The organism is Pseudoalteromonas sp. 3J6, assembly GCF_903995135.1.
Lineage (GTDB): Bacteria > Pseudomonadota > Gammaproteobacteria > Enterobacterales > Alteromonadaceae > Pseudoalteromonas.
On the sequence record NZ_LR877185.1, the window covers coordinates 1,881,014 to 1,901,897 of the forward strand.

The window sequence follows — 20,884 nt, forward strand, 5'->3', positions numbered from 1 at the left end:
AGTTAACCCAAACCTCCACCAATTACCTAAAATATATACTTAAGTATTATATTATTAGCGTCAATCAAAAAGGGTTTGTAGAGTTCTAAATTTGAGATAAATGAATACAAAACAAAACTCTTTATTAAAAGTAAAACTTGATCAATTACCTATAGCTCTCTAAGTTTAGGGTAGCTAAATAATGGCTGGTCTTTAATTGGAGTAGTGGATGCCAATAAATCTTAAGAAAAGGATAATTCGTCAGGTAAGTAATTACACCCTTTTATTCCCAATTTCTTTATCCGCCATAATGACCTTAATTGTTGTAGCCATTATTATTAATGAAGCAAGTTTATCGCGCTCAGTACTTAGCTTTGTAGAGCATGAAATCATAGACAAAAACCAATCTATTAATTCACAAACGCAAGAGGTTATTGAAAACTACCGTCGAGATATTCGTTTTTTACACGCAACCCCTCCAATCAAAGGTTTGGCTAGGGCATCAAATAACAAAGGAGTAGACCCACTAGAAAACACCACCTATGCTCAATGGAAAACAAGGCTTGAAATTATATTTGCAGCGTTTTTAAAAAATAACCCCGATTACGAGCAGCTAAGAATCATCAGTACCAACAAAAAAGGACAAGAACTGGTAAGGGTTGATCGCGTTCAGGGTGGAGTAGAGGTTATAGATTTAAATAGGCTCCAAAATAAAGGAGCGCAAGAGTACTTTACGGCCAGTAGTAACCTCTCTGATGGCGAAATATATATGTCTGAAATTTCGTTGAATAGAGAGTACGGTAAAATAGAGTTTCCTTATCGCCCGATGTTGAGGCTGTCTATGCCAATTTTTGATGAAAATCAAAATAGATTTGGCTTTATCATAATTAACGTGAATGCTAACAACTTATTAACCCTTTTAAAAAACAGTATTAATACACCATTTCAACTCGCTTTAACTGACAGTAACGGCTATTTTTTATCACACCCAAATAAAGATTTCACCTTTGGTAAAGACCTAAATAGTGATATTAGCATCAATAATAATTACACTTTTAACCCCGTTGCTAATAGCTCATTGTCGCTTATAAAACCAAAAAGCAATGCGCAAACAAGTTATTACACCGCAAGAAAAAAAATCACTTTAGCGCTGGGTGAAAAACAAAACTTTTTATCTAGCCACGTTTTAGCGCCTGTTGAGTATATAAAAAATATTGAAATGGAACGTAGAACAAAGCTCTACGCCTTTTTACTTATTTTGGTTATTGTATTAACTATCATTCTCGCATTTTTCAATCGTAGTCTTCGCAAAAGCCAAGAGCTTGCAAATGCGCGCGCACAATCTGAGGCGATTATAACCGGATCATCTGATGCGGTAATTGGCATTACCAATAACGGTATTGTCTCTAGTTGGAATAACGCCGCAACTCTGATGTTTAAACTTGGAGAATTAGAAGCTATTGGAAAATCAATTAATGATTTAAAAATAATAGATCAGCTAAATTTTAACGAGATAATTGAAAAGTTCACTGGTGGTACTCGTCAATTTAAGCAAGACGCTAGTATCAGTAACGGCTCTACTAAACGCTACTTTTCACTCTCTTTATCAGCCATTATCGATCAATTTGGAATGTTTATTGGTATAGCAATAATAGCCAGAGACGTAACCAAAGAGCGCACCATTGAGAATGAAATAATAAAAGTAAATCATGAGCTTGAAAATAAAGTAGCTATTCGCACTAAAGAGCTCAAACAAGCCAGTGAAGTAAAAAGCGCGTTTATTTCTAATATAAGCCATGAAATGCGTACTCCACTTAATGGCATAGTGGGTACTTTAAACTTAATAAAAAAAGAGCCATTAAGTGAAACACAAAAAAACTATTTAGAAATGACCGAAGTAAGTGTGAGTGCTTTATCTGTATTAATAAATGATATTTTGGATTTATCTAAAATAGAAGCCGGTAAACTTGAGTTGAACTTTAAAGAGTTTAATTTAATAAAATTAATCGAAAGCGTTTGTGGCAGTATGGCTGTTAAAGCTCAGGAGAAAGGCCTCGAATTTGTTTTAGATGTTGTGAATTTAAAATGTAAAACGATTACAACTGACCCCCATCGTTTTTCACAAATCCTGACTAACTTAGTAAATAATGCGATTAAATTTACTGAAACTGGGTTTATAAAGGTCACCGCTTATTGCGAGCAAACAAGCAATGATACTGTGACCGTTCACGTAAAAGTTACCGATAGCGGTGTGGGCATTGCACAAGAAAATCAGAACAAATTATTTACCGCCTTTTCCCAAGAAGACAAAAGCGTGGCATCTAAATTTGGTGGAACAGGGCTGGGGCTTTCTATATGCAGACAGCTTTGTAGCCTTCTAGGCGGAGAAATTAGCTTTGAGTCAGAAAAGTCTCTAGGTAGTAGTTTTCACATAAAACTAACACTGAGCAACGCTGATACAACTTATTATAGTTTTGCCCCACGATTAAAAAACAAAAGCTTCGCTATTGTGACTAAAAATAACGAGTTAGCCGACAGCATAAATAATTTAATAGCTGCTTTTTCTGGAAATAGTTTTTCAGCTGAACAATTACAACAATCTCTTGTTTCAGATGATATAAAAAACGTGTCTTTACCTGACTTTATACTTATTGAACAAGACGACACATTGTTAAAACGTTTAGATGAAATGTGGCCAACTATTGCTAATCATCATGTAATTAAAGTCATTTTATTAGCAAATCGCGGTTATCCTCAAATTAAAACAAGACACGTGCAAGCCAGCTTACTTTCTAAACCAATACTTATTTCAGAGTTTTTAAAAACAGTCGCCGATGAACGCAGCCTTGAAGATAAAATAAGTGCTGGTAGCAGTAATATTAATATTAACAAACGCCGTGAATCAGACTCAGTTAAAACTGATAATTCTGACTTTAAAGGAGCACATGTTCTTATCGTTGATGATAACGAAATAAATATAGAAGTAGCCGCGGGTATATTGTCATGTTTATCTTTAGAGATAGATACCGCGTCAAATGGCCAACAAGCAGTAGAAAAACTTGTTAACTCGGTGGCCAATAATCATCAATACCACTGTGTATTTATGGACTGCCAAATGCCTATATTGAATGGTTATGATGCAGCAAAACAAATAAGAGCTGGTGAAGCAGCGCCTCAAAATATTGATATTCCCATAGTCGCTATGACTGCTAATGCAATGATGGGTGAAAGACAAAAATGCCTAGATGCAGGAATGAATGATTACATCACTAAACCAATCTCTGCAGAGGTATTAGTTGCAACGGCTACAAAGTGGTTGTCTTCAACTTTTATAAAAGAAGCTCCATTGGAAAATAATCAGCTTAACGAAATTAATAAACCAATTTCTGATACTTTGGATAGTCAAAGTTTACCTGATTGGGATAAAGATAACGCGCTATCTCGGTTATTAAATAATGAAGAGCTGCTTATAAAAGTATGTGAATTGTACCTTCAGAGTACTCCAATGAAGCTAGAAGAACTTGAGGATGCAATAAATAACAATAATTTATCGCAAATATCAAAACTAAGTCATGGCTTGAAAGGCTCATCAGGTGATGTAGGTGCGGCTAACTTGCATAAATTATTTGATGAATTAGAAGTAATGGCCAGTGAAAATGCCATGGGCAGTATGAAGAATAAATTAGAGCTCATTCAAACTAGCTACAAAAAACTCGAATCAACCATTAACAGCTACTTAGAGATACAACCCAGTAGTTAGCATTTTGTGGGTAATAATGAATAAACCACTGAAAATATGTATTGCTAATTAAAGTTAAAAGCGCCTAAAGGCGCTTTTAACTTTTGAGTGTATTGCAAACCAATACCACCAAAAAATATAAAAGCACATAGGATATTTATTCTTACTCGCTATACTGGTCAATTATAACTTTTAAACTATTGAATTCTATAGGCTTGTTTATAGTGTTAGTTATACCCGCTGCCACGTACTCAGGCTCGTCTTTTTCAGTGATGTTTGCAGTAACGGCAATAATGGGCACATCGTGGTAATTGGCTAGTTCCCTAATATATTTAGTTGCCAAAAGCCCGCCCATTACCGGCATTTGAATATCTATCATAATTAAATCAAATTGTTGTTTAGTACATAGTTCAAGCGCTATTTCACCATTATCTGCCATGGTTATATGTTTAATACCCATTGCTTTTAAAAAGCTTTCTAGCACGATTTGATTTACCGGATTATCTTCGGCAATTAATACTTGTATATCTTTATTTTTAATATTTACATCGGGTAATTGTGCTTGCTGTTTTTCAGCCACATTTGATGATGGAGTACTAAGCGTTAACTGAAAATAAAATGTCGAACCCTTATCCAATTCACTTTCTACTTGTAAATTACTGCCCATTAAGTTTAATATTTTACTAGAGATAGTTAATCCAAGCCCTGTACCACCAAAACGACGTGTTGTTGAAGTGTCAGCTTGTGTAAAAGCATCAAATAACGTTTTTATACTATGTTGTGAAATACCTATACCACTATCGATAACGCTAAATAGTAACATCACTTCATTGCTATTTTTCTCTTTTAGAGCAACAGATAATGTTACTGTTCCACACTCTGTAAATTTAAATGCATTCCCCAATAAATTCATTAGTACTTGTTTTAAACGGGTTTCGTCGCCTTGTACCAAATCAACAGAATCTACTTTTTCTTTTACTATTTTAAACTCTATATTTTTATGGTCGGCTTGCGATTTAAAAATTTGTTCCAGCTCATACAATAAAGCACTTAATTTAAACTCTCTATTTTCTAGTAGCATTTTATCGGCATCAAGCTTACTTAAATCAAGAATGTCATTAAGAATAACCAATAAACTGTTACCTGAAGAGCTAATAACCTCAATCATGCGTTTTTGTTTAGCATCAAGCTCTGTATTACTCACTAGCTGTACCATGCCTAAAATACCGTTCATGGGAGTGCGTATTTCATGGCTCATATTAGCTAAAAACTCAGATTTGATTCGGGATGTTTCTTCTGCCGCTTTTTTTGCTTCAACTAGGCGCTCGTTTAGCACTCTAAATTTATTTGCTGCTTGGGCTAAAAACCCTATTTCGTCTTCACGGTTAATATCAGCTATGTTTGCTGAGAAATCACCATTTAGAAATGATCTAAAACTAAATGTTAGCCTGTTAATCGCTTTAATAATATGAAAGTGAAAAAATAAAGCGAAAAGAATAAACAAGGTAACAGACAAAAATAACGACACTTGAATAACAGTTTGCGCAGCATCAATGCTCTCTTGACTGGTTTTCGAAATATCACTAAGCAACAACAATGCATCTTCTTGCAATTTTTTGGCAAGTGCTGAAAACTCGACCGAATCACCGGCAATAACAATATTACTTAAGGTTAAATAGTTTCTATTAGCTTGAATGGCCTGAGCAAATAAAGACTCGAATTTAGTTATTAAACTATTTAGTTGCTCGACCTTGTTGTGGCCAATCATTTTGTTTGTAGCGCCACTGTTGGTTAATTGTTTAATTAATTGTAGCCGCTGTTTTACTTGACTACGTTTGGCGTAATCGCGTTGAGTTAAAAACAGGACTGAATTGCGATACAGATGATGCCAATGATCCTTTAGCTGAAACAATAATAAGTCCTTGCCCAGCCTGGCCGTTTCTCCATCCCTGCTTGCTAAGGTAGTTAATGCTAATTCGTAGGTATTTGGTAACTGTTGCTCAATAATTTTAGACTTTTCATCATATCGTTTTTTAAGACTATCGATACTTTTGCCATAATTTAAAACCAATGATTGCATGGCGTTTAATGAGTTTTTAATCTTGTGTTGCTGAATTCGCTGTTGTGCTTCAATTAACCGCGCTTGAATACTTTGCTGAGTGCTTTTTATTTTATCAAAAATAACCTCGCTACCCGACACACCATAAACCGAAATATCTCGCTGAATCTGTAAAATATCTTTGTTAATTTCAAATACAACAACTGACAGCCCATTAATATTCAATACATTTTTACTGGCTTGCTCTATTTTGTCGGTTCGCTCATTAATAACAACGTAAACTATTATTTGTATTAAAATAAAAATAGCCAACGAAGATAATACTTTAATAGATAAAGAACCAATTAACTGTTTCAGCATTCAATTCCCTTATGCGTTTAGTAGTTCAAACCATTTATCTAAACTGTAATCGTAGTTATCCATCACTGTATTCCACACCGCAATATTAGAAAAGCGCTTTTCATAGCTGCCGCCATCGCGAATTTGCCCTGGCATAATTATATTTTTGCCATCGGTACCCGCTAGTGGTTGAGTCGCTTCTTTGCCATCGTACCAATAATCCCATTCGGGGGTGGTAATTATTTCTTTACTACGTTCTGGATTAGAAATGTAATAACCTTGCTTGGAAATAAATGCACCAGGCCAGCCCGATAACCACCAGTTCATGTATTCATAAGCGGCGTCTTTTACATGCCCTACCGTATTAGCAGAGAGACACATCACTCCATGCCATGCTCGATACCCTTCTTTAGGAGATGCATTAACAACGGGTAAACCTTGGGCTCTACATGCAGTCACCCCCGGAGAAAATATACTTTGTATGTGCACACGCTTTTTAAGCATAAACTCAACCGATTGTGGCACCGACGTCCAAAACCCAGAAAAATGCCCTGCTTGCTTTTTATTAATTAAAATTGCAAACAGTTTATCTATTTCTGCAACACTCATATTGGCAATATTATTAAATGCCATAAGCCCTTGTGCTTGGGCCGCCAAAGCGGCATCAAAAATGCCTATGGTGGGGGCATTTACCAAACCAACAAAGCCTTTATTACTCTCCTCAAGCAACCAGCCCCATGACTCAGTCTCGTAAGCCACACCCTTAGGTATAAAATTAGTGTTATAGCCAAATGAATCCACATTGTGAACATAAGGCATAAAACTTATTTTATCAGTAGCTTGGCTTCCAAGTGAGCCATCGTGTTGAACATATAAAATTTTGTTGGGCGCATCACCTGCGCCCAATTTTGCTGTGGGAACTAACTTACCGGTTTTGGTTAGTGGGTTTATTTCCTGCCAATATTTTAGTCTTTCTACTTCAATTGGTTGAATAGCATTGGCTTGCCACAATATATTAATTGAGTCAGACCATTGTTCATATAAATCAAATGAAGAGGGATCAGCTGCTGCTTTTTGTAAAACGGCCGCACTCCCCATAGGGGTAAATTCAATATTAATACCGAGCTCTTGCATGGCGCGGACTCTAAGCTCTTCTTGTAAAGTTACATGCGTTCCCATGACTCTAAGCGTAACCGGTTTTTTTGCAAACACATACGGCGCTTTAAATGCGACAGCAGAGGTCGCAGCACCTACCGCTAGCGTACTTAAAAATTTACGTCGAGTGACATTGTTAGCCATACTAATCATCCATTTAGTGATTCCCACAATCAGTATAGGTAATAATCGAATAATCACTAACTTAGCGCTTCAAAAAACACTATTTTAATTAAAATGAGTGATCGTCATAAATAACATAGTCGTTTAATCATTGTATAAATTTTATAAGATAACTCTATCTATCCTTGTTACACTAGCAGTGTTGAAATACCTACTCGATTAAGGCGCTTACCCATGGAAAAATTTGTTAATCACATTCAACTAGGCTATTTGGGCTTACTACCGTTTTTAGGCTGTGTGGGTTGGCCACTTATGTTTGGCAGTAACAGTGTTAATTTAGAGTTTTTTAGTTTTTACAGCATCGCTATTTTAGCGTTTATGGCAGGTAGTTTATGGCATGCAGGGCAACAAAGCTTTGCCGATGCCATTAAAGCTGTGCTGCCGGTCATTCCTATTCCGTTTTTATCATTTTTGCCGATTGAGTGGATGCTTGCGTGGTTAGGCGCGAGTTTTTGGTTGGTTCTGATTTTTGAAAAAGCGTCGGTTAATTGGCAGAGTTACCACAAAGATTACCAAAAAATGCGCTTTGTGCTCACATCTGTGGTGTTTGTGTGTCATATCTTAATTATTGGTATGAGTATTTACCCTAAATAACACGCCATTACTTAACCATTGGTCTGTAATAGGGTAACATCCGCGCACTGTATTGAGAGGACACCCCATGATAGACCAATTGCGCCAACAGCTTACTGACCTTGGTGAGAATTTTGTAGAAAAAAACGCCGCTTTTAAAATAAAAGTGATCCCTTTTTTTTGTGCCATTAGCATAAAAAAAGATCATAAAAGCGAAGGTCGTCTTTCTTTTTATTCAAATCAACTCATTGAAATACTAATGGTTGTGTTGTTTGTATTGTTTGGCTTATCTATATTTGATCCTGACGCAGGATTTACCCATGGTCCTATCCACATTGTTTTTGCTATTTTGATTACCTTTAACCTAATTTTAAAACAGGTTGCTATTGAGGGTTTAAAAACACGTTTAGCTATGTACAGGTTGCATCAAGCACCTCAGCCCGAAAAACCAAACACATCTTCACGCTAATATGTATTTAAATCCAAACTGGAACATACTTACAGTAGGTGATGGCGATTTATCGTTTTCAAATGCGCTTTATCGTCATATTAAGCCAAAAAAGTTAGTGGCATCCACTTACGACGACCAATCAACTATTGAGCAAAAATACCCAGACAATGCGCTCAATGCTTTAAAGTCGCAAAAGGTAGAAGTACTTAATAGTTTTGATGTAACCAACCCACAATGTTGGCAAGCGCTTGGCCAGCATTTACATAGTTTTGATGTGGTTATTTTTCAATTTCCGCTTATTCCTGCGTTTGTTGGTCGTGATGCATTTGAACATAATACTCGCCATACCAGCATGAACGTACTTAACCGTGCATTACTGCATCAATTTATAAAATACGCTAATGAGTTTGCTTTAAATCCACAAGGCGCGAGGCTGTGTTTCATCACTTCAAAAGATGTTAAACCGTACCGTGAATGGAATATTGAAGGCAGTTTAAATACCCATTTAAACGCACAATATCAAGGGCAAATGCCATTTGATATTAGTCACTTTAGTGGCTATAAAATTCGCAATGTTGACCGTGATAAGCACGTTAAAGACACCAGCGGCATTACCTATGTATTTAGTGAAAAACCCTTACCTGAACTGGCTAGCTTGTTAACTTTTCCTGCTTACTTATCCGATAATTATTGCTCGCTATGTCGCGTAGGGCCGTTTTTAGCTGACGAGGATAAAAGCAAGCATTTTGCTGCTAAAAAACACCTGCAAATGATCAAACTAGAGCAAGACTGGCAGCAATGGTTAACAGCGTTTTATAAGTCAAGCTAGCTTAATTAAATCAGCTGCTTTTTCGGCAATGGCTATCACACCGGCATTGGTGTTGCCGGTAATTATATGCGGCATAATTGAGGCATCAACCACACGCAAATTTTTCACGCCATGTACTTGTAGTTGGCTATTCACTACCGCCATGGCATCTTGCCCCATTTTACAAGTGCCTACAGGGTGATATTCAGTCTCGGCCGTTTGCCTAATATACTCAATAAGCTGCTCATTATTGTTAATATCTAGCGGGTAAACCATATTACCTCTAATTACATCAAATGCTTCACTTTGCATAATCTGCAGTGTTTTTTTAAGCCCCGCTAACATCACGTTTAAATCATCGGGGTGGCTTAAATAATTAGGATCAATAAGTGGAGCACTCAAGGGGTTGGCATCGGCTAATCGAATCGTGCCACGGCTTTTAGGTTGCATAATACTACAGTGAATACTATAACCATGGCCTAGGTGCAGTTTACGGCTATGGTCATCCACCAGCCCAATTACAAATTCAAGCTGTACGTCGGGTACTTTTGAATCGGAAAATAGCTTTATAAAAGCATGTGATTCTGCAAAATTACTAGTAAGCTGCCCTTCACGTTTGGCAAACCAATCAACGCATCCTTTTGCAATATTAAACGCCCCACCCGCACTTATACCAAATGTGCCTTTACTGTATTTAGCTTTATACAATGGCACAACGGTTAAGTGGTCATGAAGGTTCTCTCCAACACCAGAAAGCTCGTTTACTATTTCAATATTATGCTGCTTTAGTTGCTCTTTAGGGCCAACTCCCGATAGCATTAAAATTTGCGGTGAGTTAATTGCGCCAGCGCTTAAAACCACCTCTTTTTTTGCATGCAATACAACGGCCTTATTGTTTATAGAAACAGAGACTCCGGTTGCGGTTTTATCGCAAAAAAGCACTTTATTAACGTGTACTTTGCTAAGCACAGTTAGGTTTTTTCGGTTTAAATGGGGGGTTATATACGCTTTTGCCGCGCTACAACGCTCACCTTGATGTTGAGTCACTTGCGATAACCTTGCTCCCACTTGCTGCCCTGCGTTTATATCGCCATTGTGCGGTACACCTTGTTGTTCACAGGCGTTTAAAAACAGCTGATTTACAGGGCTTGGCAGGCTTAAATCCTGCACATGTAAAGGGCCATTAACCCCGTGTATATCACTTTCAGTAAAGGTTTTATTATTTTCAGCTTTAATGAAATAAGGCAATAAACTCTCATAATCCCAGCCCTCATTGCCCAGTGCAGCCCAACTATTATAGTCGTGCTTATTACCCCGAATATAAACCATAGCATTAATGGAGCTTGAACCGCCAAGCACTTTGCCACGAGGCATAAATCCGCAGCGGTTATTAAGTTCTTTTTGAGGTACCGTATTGTAATGCCAGCTATTAATGCCATAAGGCACACTAGCAGCAACCCCTGCAGGCATTTGAACCATTGCACCTTTATCACTGCCGCCCGCTTCAATTAAGCACACACTCACATTTTTATTTTCAGATAATCGCGATGCAATAACGCAGCCTGCACTGCCTGCGCCAACAACAATGTAATCAAATGTAGTGGTATGCATAATTATTCTCCAATTAAAAAACCAGTTTGCATGGAACATCGAATAAAAACTTGTTATTTTTAGACACCCTCACCAAAAGTATATTTTATGAGCCGTTTAATTAGAGCCACTTCTTTACAAGGAATAGACCATTTAATTGCAGAACTTGGGGGAGGTTTCGCTGCCATAATGCAGCAGTGCGCCATTAATGTGGACTTTAATAAACTAGAGCAAGAGACCCTTACTTACCGCGCGTATGCACAGCTATTAGAGCATTGCGCCAATACACTGAATTGTCCAAATTTTGGTTTAAAACTAGCAAGCCTGCAAAGCTTTGATATTTTAGGCCATATTGCAATAGCCGCTCAAACAGGCACTAATTTAGCCGAGGCGCTAGATTGGGTGATAAAATATTTGCACTTACATACGCCAGCGCTTAATTTAACCACTCACCCACTTGATGATAATGAGCACGTGTTTTTATCATTCGCTATAAATCTCAGGCCATTACCGGCAATAAACCAAGTAATAGAGCTCACCATTGCATTGGCCATTGCCACTTTAAAAAATATAAGTAATGGCCGTTGTAAGCCACAAAGTGTATTTTTACCTCATACCCTAGGCGCAAATAAGCAGACCTACCACCAGCATTTTGGCTGTAAGGTTATTACTCATAGAAATAGCGCCGGTGTATTAATTGCCAAACAAGACTTAGATTTAACACTTAACGTAACTAAGCAACATAAAACCCAAGCAGCACTTAACTTTTTAGCTGAAAATAATGCTTATAGCCAATCTTTACCCGCTCAGGTAAGCGCGCTTATTCGCATTATGCTGCCGATATTTCAAAGCGCTAATAATACTATTGCCGCTGCGCTTAATATTCACCCTCGCACCTTGCACCGAGAACTTAAAAAGCACGATACCAGTTTTGTAAAGCTCAAAGACGCCACTCGCCGCGCCTTATGTGAGCACTATTTATTACAAAACCAATTGTCGGTGACTCAAATTTCAGAGCTTTTAGGTTATCAGGAGCAAGCCACATTATGTACTAGCATTAAACGTTGGTTTAATTGCTCTGCCCGCGCATTTAGAGCCAAACATTGTTAAACTGCGCCCTTGTTTAAAAACAGCAAAAGGCTAAACATGAATTTTGTAATTGTAGGTACTAATTTTATTAGCGACACCTTATTGGCAGCGGCTAATACACTAAGCAATTTTAATTTATACGGTATTTGCTCTCGCCAAATAAGCAGCGGCGAGCGCTTTTTAGCTAATCATCCAACAAATACCGATGCTAAAATTTTTACCTCTATTGATGCTGTGTGCCAAGATGAACAAGTAGACGTAGTTTATATAGCGGCGCCAAATAGCCTGCACAGTGCATATGCAATACAGTGTTTAAAAGCGGGCAAACACGTATTAGGCGAAAAGCCCTCAGCGGCTAATAGCAAGCAACTTGCGGCTATTTTAACTGCGGCAAAGCAACATCAGCGCCTTTACATGGAAGCGATGATGACAACGCACTTACCTAATTTTGCGCACTTACAAGCTGCCCTAAAAAAAATAGGCACACCACGTAAGTTTATTGGTCAATTTAGTCAGTATTCATCACGTTACGACAAGTATAAAAATGGTGAGCGCCCTAATACTTTTTTACCTGAATTTGCTAATGGTGCCTTACTAGATTTGGGTATTTACCCACTTTATCTCGTTATTGCATTATGGGGAGCACCACGCTCTGTTCACGCCAGCGGCGTATTACTTGAAAGTGGTGTAGATGGTGCAGGCGATGTGCTTTTAAATTATCCCGACAGACAAGCAGTGATCAGCTATTCGAAAATTTCACAAGGCGAAAATATCACTGAAATTCAGGGGGAATTAGGTCGAATTAGAATTGAAGCCGTGTCGCAGCTTAAAAAAATAGAGTTTATTGCTAACAATGGTCATAAAGAGCTTATCAGCACGGAATTTGACGAGCACTTTATGAAGTACGAACTCGAGAACTTTATCAATACCATTGAGCAAAATCAGGGGGAGTCTAGCGTTAATACTCATCAGCTTTCTGTCGATGTAATGCAAGTACTTGATACCGCACGCGCACAACTTGGTGTTGTTTACCCAGCAGATTTATCCTCTGAATAAAACAAAAACTACCGGCTAAGCGATAAGCGTATTTTATCGCTTGGCCTTTGGGCACACTTTACTCAACACTGCTATTTTAAATTAAGCTTAAAAAGATCACAAAATTTGACTTACCTCTGAGATCAAAAGCAGGTAACATGCCGCCAAAATTCATCGCAATCTTTAAGGACATCCATGCAAAAATCAACCAAAGATCTATTACTGGCTATTTTATGCATATTGCTAGCAATGATGACGATTCAGTCAGGCGCGTCACTGGCTAAACAGCTTTTTCCTATTGTTGGACCTGAGGGCACAACAGCCTTACGTTTAGGATTTTCGGCCGCTATTTTGTGTTTGATTTTTAAACCATGGAAACACTTCCCTGTTGCAAGCCAACGCTTACCCATATTAATTTATGGATTAAGTTTAGGCGGCATGAATATTCTATTTTATTACGCGATAGAACGTATCCCATTAGGTATTGGGGTTGCGCTTGAATTTACAGGCCCATTAGCTGTCGCGTTGTTTTCTTCTCGCAGAAAACGTGACTTATTTTGGGTTGCCTGTGCAGTGGCCGGTATTTTATTACTTTTACCTGATATGAAAGGTCAAGACAGCCTTGATCCAGTCGGTGTAGTACTCGCACTTGCGGCGGGTGCCTGTTGGGCTGGCTATATTTTATTTGGTAAGAAAACAGGCAGTCAAAGCTCTGGTGGCGCAACGGTTGCGATGGGCATGACCATTTCAGCCATTGTGCTGGTACCTTATGGCGGCATTTCACAAAGTGCTGCATTTACTTGGGATATTATTCCATTAGGTATTGCTATCGCCGTGCTTTCAAGCGCCCTGCCTTATACTCTTGAAATGATTACTTTACGTAATATGTCGCCACAAGGTTTTAGTATTGTAATGAGCCTAGAACCTGCAATTGCAGCACTCGCTGGCTTAGTTATTTTAGGTGAACTGCTAAGCATTTGGCAGTGGCTGGCCATTTTACTGGTGATTATTGCCTCGGTAGGCAGCTCCATGTCTAATGGTAAAAAGCAGCCTGCTGGTTAGAGTTTAATAATTTAATTGCGTCATGAACTATCATGGCGCAACTTCTCATCTCCTATTTTACAACTCCCTCTTAGTATAACTAAGCCTACGTTTTATCTCTCCTTTCACACCATTCATTGTTGCACTTAAAACAATATATACCACTTGCGGTGTGTGCATTATTTATACAAACACCTTGTTATATTTAAACTTTAAATTTAAGTAAAAAACCACAACTTAATTTTTATTCTAAAAAAGTGAATTAAAATTCATGTTTTTATTTCCATCAACAAAACTCCCTGATATTATTAGCGCTCATTTATTAACGTACTAAATCTAACTAGGATCAATTTTTATGTTTAAACCAAGCCTGTTAACCTTGGCTGTATCAAGCGCACTGAGCGGTGTATTATTTAGCGGTAATGCAACAGCACAAGAGCAAATTATTGAAAAAAATAAATCGCTTGAAGTTATTGAGGTTACAGCAACACGCCGAAGTGGCTCTATTCAGGCTGCGCCTCTTAACATTACTGCGCTTGATGCCGATGTAATGAAAGACCAAAATATCAGCGAATTAGCCGATGTAGCGCGTTGGGTGCCAGGTTTAACAATTACTGATCAAGGTGGTCGCTCTGGCTCACCTATTATAGTTCGTGGATTAAATACAAATTCATCAGGCCCTTCATCAGATGGCGGCACGGTAGCCACTTACATTAACGAAATTCCAGTATCGGTAGATATGCGCCTTGTTGATGTAGAACGAGTAGAAGTACTTATTGGACCACAAGGCACATTGTATGGCGCAGGCACATTGGGTGGCGCTATTCGTTACATGCTTAAAGAGCCAGAGCTTGATTTTATATCAGGTGAAGTATTTGGTGATGTTTTTCAAACTCAAGAAAGTGATTCGGTCGGTGGCGAAGCCGGTTTTATCTTCAACTTACCATTAATTGAAGACAAACTGGCTGTACGTACCAGTTTAAATATTTATGAAGACCCAGGGTTTATAGACTACGCCTACACCGTTCGTGAACCAGGTGTGTCGATTACCGACCCTGATTGGACAAACCTTGATGCGGTTAATAGCAACCTTAAAAATGTAAAAGACGCCAACGGTGAAACCACCACAACTGGGCGTATTTCATTGCGTTACAAAGCAAATGAGTCATTCGAAGGCACATTAAACTACTTCTATCAAAAGCAAGACACCGAAGGCCGCTCAATTGTTCATCACAATAGCCTTAACGAAAATAATGGTTTAAATGATCGCATCGGCAAATACGAGTCAGCGTACCGTTTTGAAGAGCCACGGAAAAAAGAAGATCAATTACTGAGCCTCGAACTTAAAGCCGACTTAGGTTTTGCCGAGCTGGTATCAGCTACCGGTATTTCACACTTTGAAGCCGATGGTCAACGCGACCAAACTGACCTTTTAATTCGTTTAGACTATGGCTACGAGGAGTTTCCTTCGTTTTCAGCATTTACCCGTGAATTAGACGAAGTCGATACCTTTACCCAAGAGCTACGTTTGGTCTCACAAAGCGATAGCGACCTAAGCTGGATTGTTGGTGGTTTTTACAACAAAACCGATACTGATGCATCAAGCAGAGAGTTTACGCCAGGCTTTGATCAGTTCGCGGTTGATAATTTTGGTGGCGCACAGCTAAGACTAGACTCTTTAGAGTATTTAGAAATTACTGGCAGCAAAGTCACTGAATCAGCACTTTTTGGTGAAGTAGGTTACCAGGTAACCGATAAACTCGACATTACTATTGGCGCGCGTTTTTACGAATACGACGTAGAATCAAAAGCGGCCTTTGACTTCCCATTAGCAAATACCTTGTATGAAGGTGCAGCACCTGATGCAATTTCAGTTAACTTTGAAGAGAACGAAGCCGGTGATAACGGTAATCTGTTCAAATTTAATGCTAAATACCAATTTACAGATTCAGTGATGGCGTATGCAACCATTAGTGAAGGCTTTAGAATTGGTGGCTCAAATGGCTTAGTGCCTTGCCCAACCCCTCTACCTGAGGATCAACAAACAGGCTGTGGTACACCTGATGAAATGCTATACGATGCCGATACAACCACCAACTATGAGCTAGGCTTCAAAAGTACTTGGATGAGAAGCCAGCTTCACTTTAATGCTGCGCTATTCAATGTAGATTGGGATAACGCACAAATTGCCGGTGCAACAACAGTAGGCCAACTACCGTATTTATCAAATGCTGGTAGCGCGAATGCGAAAGGGGTTGAAATTGCCACGCGTGCAATTTTATCGGACTCGTTTACTGCCTATGCAACTTATGCCTATACAAAAGCAGAACTAACCTCAGACGCTCCGTATTTATTTAATGCCGATGGCACTGATGGCGCAAAAGATGGCGACCGTTTACCGGGCTCGCCTGAGCATCAGTTCTCTATGGGTATTAACTACCAAACAGACGTTTTAAATGATAAAACCCTTGATATTAACTATGGTTTAACCGCACAAAGTGATGTAATTTCAAAAGTAGGCCTACGTGACAACGGTGAAGCACTCCCAGGTTATAGCTTAAGTAATATTTCAGCTAAATTAACCGCCGATGCGTGGTCGACTACGTTATATGTAGATAACCTATTTAATAAATATGCGGTTACCTCTGTTCGTCGCTCAGATGCGGATATTACAACAGCCAATGGCGCAGACATACAACGTAACTATGGTTACTTTATTAATCGCCCGCTTACTGTTGGCATTAAATTTAACTATCAGTTTGAAATATAATTAAGCGACAAGTTTGAAATGTAATTAAACGATAAGTTTAAGTACAATCAAGAGGCTCAAATTAATTTTGAGCCTCTTGATTTGTAAGTACATTATTTATAAGAGTATTCATGCAGCCAAACTTAAAGCAACTACACCAAAGCGCTATCAACAACTTAAACCAAGGCAATATTCAGCAAGCGCATAAAGCACTGGTTGAGCTGGTAACACAAAAACCAGACTTTGCTGATGGCTACTTTTTGCTCGCTATGATTAATTTACAGGTTGGTCAAATTTATAAAGCGATAAAGCTAATTGAAAAAGCATTAAGCTTTACCCAGTCTATTGAATATACAGCGCAACTTGCCAAGTGTTACGCCCTTACCGGCGACTTACAAAAAGCAAAAAACACCGCCCTTAGCGTTAAGCCTGAACATATTAGTAAAGCACTGGATGCCGATACATTAGGCGTGGCCCTCACCCAAGCGGGTTTACACCAGCAAGCGGCAGACTATTTTACATGCGCGTTAAAATTGGCTGAATCAAATAACACGAGTCAGCCGCAGTTTTATTACAATTATGGGGTGTGCGCTAAATTTTTAGGCCAGTTTGAAAAGGCACAGCACGCGTTTGAAAATGCCATTTCACTGAACCCGCTTCATCATCAAAGTCATTTTGCCTTAGCCGATTTAACTAAAGTCACCGAACATAACAACCACATAGCGCGATTAAAAAACGTATTTACACTGGTCAATCACCCCGACGCTAAACTGCATATAGGTCATGCGCTAGCAAAAGAATATCAAGACTTAGGAGAGTTTTCAGCGGCCTTTAATGCATTACAACAAGGTAAAGCAGCAAAACTCGCTAATAAGGCGTTTGATAATCAAGCGTCTGAGGCTTTATTTGCACATATAAAACAGCTCAGTGATAAATACAAAAACCAACAAACAGCTGGCAACCAAAGCAGTGAGCCAATTTTTGTATTAGGCATGCCGCGCTCTGGCACCACATTAGTTGAACGCATTTTATCAAGCCACAGCGACGTACAATCGGCGGGCGAGCTGCAAGACTTTGGCCTAAGTGTAAAAAAACTTAGCCAAACGCACACGCCTCAAGTACTCGATATAGACACCTTAAACCAAGCTTATCAGCTTGATTTTGCGAAACTTGGCAGCACTTACCTTGAAGCAACCCGTGTTGTAACCGGCAGCCATAAACACTTTATTGATAAACTACCGTTTAACTTTTTTTATATCGATTTAATTACCAAAGCACTGCCAAACGCCAAAATAATTTGCCTACTTCGCGACCCCATGGACACCTGCATTGGTAACTATCGTCAGCTATTTACCATTAACAACCCATATTATGCTTACTCGTTAGACTTACTCGACACCGCTAAATTTTACAGCCGCTTTTATAAACTGATGCAGCACTTCAGCAACCTGCACAGCAATATTAAACTAGTAAAATACGAAGAGCTCATCGCCGCACCAGAGCAAAAAATAAAAGAGTTAGTGAGCTATTGCGACTTAGACTGGCAACCGCAGTGCCTTGATTTTCATTTAAACACCACACCGGTATCAACCGCTAGCAAAATGCAAGTGCGCCAACCGCTTAACAACAAGGCCATAGGCCGCTGGAAGAACTTTAAGCCTCATACAGATGAAGCGCAGACTTATCTTTTAAAGCAAAATATCAGTTTTGAGTAAGGGTTTGTGGTTTGAAAGTTGAATTTATGAACTTAGAGTTAGCTTGATTAGTGCCAGAATAGCTCGAATAAGCAATGCGTCGCCCGACAAAGTAAAATACCTTACCAATTATTATCAATTGTAAGTGCTTTGCATACATTATCGCGACAATTTCATTCTATTGTACTTGATGTCTTATCTTCATAATGGCCTCAATTAACCAAGACGTGGAATCGCATTATGAAAAATTTAGCACTTATAATCTCGATACTTATTACTGCACTTGCATTGCAAGCTTGCGGTAGCAGTTCAAAAAAAACAACTGAACCGACAACGACAACGGGTCCAACAACACCTGTAACCCCAGAAGCAATACATCATATTCAACCAGAAAATGTTGCTGAATATATTGATAACTTTAAACGTCAATTTGACGCATTAGAACTGCAAATTGACGGTGTAAATTATGACATCTCATTCGTTGATATAGATCAAGATGATAATCTGATTTTTGCTAAATATGATAAAGGCTTTTTGTTTTTTGGCTTTGATTTTGAAGAGAATGACCCTGTTGCCTTTATCAGGGTAGTAGAGAGTGAACTGGAGGATATTAATGAGGCACTTGCCGATGCTAATAACTATTTCTTTGGCAAGGACATTTCGATATCACAAGATGATAACGAGAATGCAATATATAAGGGTAGTATTAGTCACCCTGAAAAAGGTGATTTTCCAATAAGAATGACTATTAATGAGTCTTTGATAGAAGGTGGCACTAGTACAGTTGAAGTATCTGGTACTCAAGCTCTGATTAATGGTGATCTTGGCAGTCTAACATATGTACAGATCAGTGATTTAATTAATGACCATCCTGAAGTTGATACCTTGTTGCTTCAGGAAATTAGTGGCTCGGTAAATGATGCTATTAATATGCACACAGGTAGATTGGTACGCAATGCCATGTTAACCACAATGGTTGAAGCAACTTCTGATATTAACTCTGGTGGTGTTGATTTATATGCTGCTGGTTTTAGAAGAGTATATACTGAAGGTGCAAAGCTTGGTGTTCATTCTTGGTGTTGTACAGACGGTAAACCAGCTAATGAACTTGGTAGAGATCATGAAGGTCACGGTGCACAACTTACTTTCTTTCGAGAAATGTTAGGCAATGAGTTGGGTCCAGAGTTTTACTATTTTACTATTGAAGCGGCGCCTCATAATACGGTGCATGTGATGACAAAAGCTGAATTAGATAAATACTTGTTACCATAATTTATGGTATTTGAAGTGACTGAAAAGAGGCATTATTAGTGCCTCTTTTTTATTTTTTTGCTATATTTGTACTAGTAACCTACTAAGTGAGCTATCTATCTTAAATGTCGAATATCCAAACTATTATGCTGGTTGAAGATGATGATAAATTAGCATCTTTACTGCACGACTACCTCTCAAATTTTGGATTCGATGTTGTAGTTGTTCACTCGGGCATTGACGCTGTCGAAAAAATACTTTCTATTCAGCCCTCACTGGTCGTGCTTGATTTAATGCTACCAGGCCTTGATGGTTTATCTGTTTGTCGTAAGGTTAGAAGTCAATTTTCTGGTCGAATATTGATGCTGACTGCTAGTGGTGATGATATGGATCAGGTGGCGGCACTTGAAATCGGAGCCGATGATTTTGTTCAGAAGCCAATTCAGCCACGGGTACTGCTAGCACGAATAAAAAATTTATTACGACGAGATCAAGGCTCTACAGAAGCAACTACATCAGCTGAATTAAATCAAGCAAGTCGTTCAGATAAAGAAAAAGCTTTTGGCTCTTTGTGGTTGAATGAATCATTGCAACGCTGCAAATTAAATGATGAATTAGTACCCCTTACCCCATCTGAATTTTTACTGCTATGGCACTTAGTTGAGCATGCAGAACAAGTGTTAAGTCGTGAGGAACTGTTGCAATCGTTGAGAAATATTGAATATGACGGTTTAGATCGCTCGGTTGATAACAAAATAGCCCAAATAAGAAAAAAGCTTAAAGATGATGCTAATCGCCCACAAGGTGTAATAACAGTTAGGGGTAAAGGTTATATGTTTGTACCTGATTATTGGTAATTGATATTCATACAAACACATACAGAATAAGAGCATATTTCAGGCTAAACTACTTGCATAACATTTAATTGTGCGAACTTTATGACCAGATTATTTATTTCTTTGTATTTAGGGCTATTAGCGACACTCTATATTTTTATGATTGCTGCCCATTTAATTAATACCTATCTCTATGTTGACATAGAAAACATTATAAAAGCTGAAAACTTTGCTGCAGAAATAACATTACTTGAAGAACTTGATAGTCATATAACTTTGCAACACAGACAAGAGCTTATTGATGTTATTGCTG

Annotated in this window: 14 protein-coding genes; 11 read left to right on the forward strand and 3 right to left on the reverse strand. The window is 38.4% G+C overall.

The annotated features are described in order from the left end of the window. Positions 1 to 208 precede the first annotated feature (208 nt). A complete protein-coding gene (locus P3J6_RS08655; RefSeq protein WP_198522746.1) occupies positions 209 to 3,739 on the forward strand; it encodes an ATP-binding protein in 3,531 nt (1,176 codons plus the stop codon). Between the two features lie 142 nt (positions 3,740 to 3,881). Here the strand turns inward: P3J6_RS08655 and P3J6_RS08660 are convergent, their stop codons facing one another. After that, positions 3,882 to 6,137, reverse strand: coding sequence for an ATP-binding protein (locus tag P3J6_RS08660; protein ID WP_198522747.1), 2,256 nt, complete (start codon positions 6,135 to 6,137; stop codon positions 3,882 to 3,884). 9 nt (positions 6,138 to 6,146) lie between these two features. Beyond that, positions 6,147 to 7,415, reverse strand: a complete 1,269-nt coding sequence (locus P3J6_RS08665) for an ABC transporter substrate-binding protein (protein ID WP_198522748.1) — start codon at positions 7,413 to 7,415, stop codon at positions 6,147 to 6,149. A 213-nt stretch (positions 7,416 to 7,628) separates the two neighbouring features. Between P3J6_RS08665 and P3J6_RS08670 the strand changes: the two genes are divergently transcribed. The 3 genes from P3J6_RS08670 to P3J6_RS08680 all read left to right on the forward strand — a co-directional run bounded on the left by P3J6_RS08670 (position 7,629) and on the right by P3J6_RS08680 (position 9,307). Continuing rightward, positions 7,629 to 8,048 (forward strand): DUF3429 domain-containing protein, encoded by a 420-nt coding sequence (locus tag P3J6_RS08670; RefSeq protein WP_138606746.1) that lies wholly within the window; start codon positions 7,629 to 7,631, stop codon positions 8,046 to 8,048. 67 nt (positions 8,049 to 8,115) lie between these two features. After that, positions 8,116 to 8,496 carry a hypothetical protein gene (locus P3J6_RS08675; protein ID WP_198522749.1) on the forward strand — a complete coding sequence of 127 codons (381 nt, stop codon included), beginning with the start codon at positions 8,116 to 8,118 and terminating at the stop codon, positions 8,494 to 8,496. A gap of 1 nt (position 8,497) precedes the next feature. Continuing rightward, entirely contained in the window at positions 8,498 to 9,307 is an 810-nt protein-coding gene (locus P3J6_RS08680; protein WP_198522750.1) for a class I SAM-dependent methyltransferase, read from the forward strand. Here the strand turns inward: P3J6_RS08680 and P3J6_RS08685 are convergent. Next, complete coding sequence (locus tag P3J6_RS08685) at positions 9,299 to 10,897, reverse strand: GMC family oxidoreductase (protein WP_198522751.1); 1,599 nt, start codon at positions 10,895 to 10,897, stop codon at positions 9,299 to 9,301. The genes P3J6_RS08680 and P3J6_RS08685 overlap by 9 nt on opposite strands. Positions 10,898 to 10,984: 87 nt before the next feature. Here P3J6_RS08685 and P3J6_RS08690 point away from each other — a divergent pair, with 87 nt between their 5' ends. The 7 genes from P3J6_RS08690 (at position 10,985) to P3J6_RS08720 (ending at position 20,592) form a co-directional block, all read left to right on the forward strand. Next, positions 10,985 to 11,986 carry an AraC family transcriptional regulator gene (locus tag P3J6_RS08690; RefSeq protein WP_138621817.1) on the forward strand — a complete coding sequence of 334 codons (1,002 nt, stop codon included), beginning with the start codon at positions 10,985 to 10,987 and terminating at the stop codon, positions 11,984 to 11,986. Between the two features lie 36 nt (positions 11,987 to 12,022). After that, positions 12,023 to 13,021: a Gfo/Idh/MocA family protein gene (locus P3J6_RS08695; RefSeq protein ID WP_198522752.1), complete on the forward strand. Its 999-nt coding sequence runs from the start codon at positions 12,023 to 12,025 to the stop codon at positions 13,019 to 13,021. Between the two features lie 174 nt (positions 13,022 to 13,195). Further along, positions 13,196 to 14,062, forward strand: a complete 867-nt coding sequence (locus P3J6_RS08700) for an EamA family transporter (protein ID WP_075169974.1) — start codon at positions 13,196 to 13,198, stop codon at positions 14,060 to 14,062. 334 nt (positions 14,063 to 14,396) lie between these two features. Beyond that, on the forward strand, positions 14,397 to 16,811 hold the full coding sequence (locus tag P3J6_RS08705; protein ID WP_198522753.1) for a TonB-dependent receptor: 2,415 nt from the start codon (positions 14,397 to 14,399) through the stop codon (positions 16,809 to 16,811). Between the two features lie 110 nt (positions 16,812 to 16,921). Further along, the gene (locus tag P3J6_RS08710; protein ID WP_198522754.1) at positions 16,922 to 18,505 is read left to right on the forward strand and encodes a tetratricopeptide repeat-containing sulfotransferase family protein; all 1,584 of its coding nucleotides are present in this window, start codon (positions 16,922 to 16,924) and stop codon (positions 18,503 to 18,505) included. A gap of 219 nt (positions 18,506 to 18,724) precedes the next feature. Beyond that, positions 18,725 to 19,756: a hypothetical protein gene (locus P3J6_RS08715; protein ID WP_198522755.1), complete on the forward strand. Its 1,032-nt coding sequence runs from the start codon at positions 18,725 to 18,727 to the stop codon at positions 19,754 to 19,756. Positions 19,757 to 19,860: 104 nt separating this feature from the next. Continuing rightward, positions 19,861 to 20,592, forward strand: a complete 732-nt coding sequence (locus P3J6_RS08720; RefSeq protein ID WP_198522756.1) for a response regulator transcription factor — start codon at positions 19,861 to 19,863, stop codon at positions 20,590 to 20,592. The last annotated feature ends 292 nt before the right edge of the window (positions 20,593 to 20,884 follow it).

Coding starts and splice junctions, on each gene's coding strand:
- P3J6_RS08655 (WP_198522746.1), top strand. CDS start 209: ATGCCAATAAATCTTAAGAAAAGGATAATTCGTCAGGTAAGTAATTAC.
- P3J6_RS08660 (WP_198522747.1), bottom strand. CDS start 6,137: ATGCTGAAACAGTTAATTGGTTCTTTATCTATTAAAGTATTATCTTCG.
- P3J6_RS08665 (WP_198522748.1), bottom strand. CDS start 7,415: ATGGCTAACAATGTCACTCGACGTAAATTTTTAAGTACGCTAGCGGTA.
- P3J6_RS08670 (WP_138606746.1), top strand. CDS start 7,629: ATGGAAAAATTTGTTAATCACATTCAACTAGGCTATTTGGGCTTACTA.
- P3J6_RS08675 (WP_198522749.1), top strand. CDS start 8,116: ATGATAGACCAATTGCGCCAACAGCTTACTGACCTTGGTGAGAATTTT.
- P3J6_RS08680 (WP_198522750.1), top strand. CDS start 8,498: ATGTATTTAAATCCAAACTGGAACATACTTACAGTAGGTGATGGCGAT.
- P3J6_RS08685 (WP_198522751.1), bottom strand. CDS start 10,897: ATGCATACCACTACATTTGATTACATTGTTGTTGGCGCAGGCAGTGCA.
- P3J6_RS08690 (WP_138621817.1), top strand. CDS start 10,985: ATGAGCCGTTTAATTAGAGCCACTTCTTTACAAGGAATAGACCATTTA.
- P3J6_RS08695 (WP_198522752.1), top strand. CDS start 12,023: ATGAATTTTGTAATTGTAGGTACTAATTTTATTAGCGACACCTTATTG.
- P3J6_RS08700 (WP_075169974.1), top strand. CDS start 13,196: ATGCAAAAATCAACCAAAGATCTATTACTGGCTATTTTATGCATATTG.
- P3J6_RS08705 (WP_198522753.1), top strand. CDS start 14,397: ATGTTTAAACCAAGCCTGTTAACCTTGGCTGTATCAAGCGCACTGAGC.
- P3J6_RS08710 (WP_198522754.1), top strand. CDS start 16,922: ATGCAGCCAAACTTAAAGCAACTACACCAAAGCGCTATCAACAACTTA.
- P3J6_RS08715 (WP_198522755.1), top strand. CDS start 18,725: ATGAAAAATTTAGCACTTATAATCTCGATACTTATTACTGCACTTGCA.
- P3J6_RS08720 (WP_198522756.1), top strand. CDS start 19,861: ATGTCGAATATCCAAACTATTATGCTGGTTGAAGATGATGATAAATTA.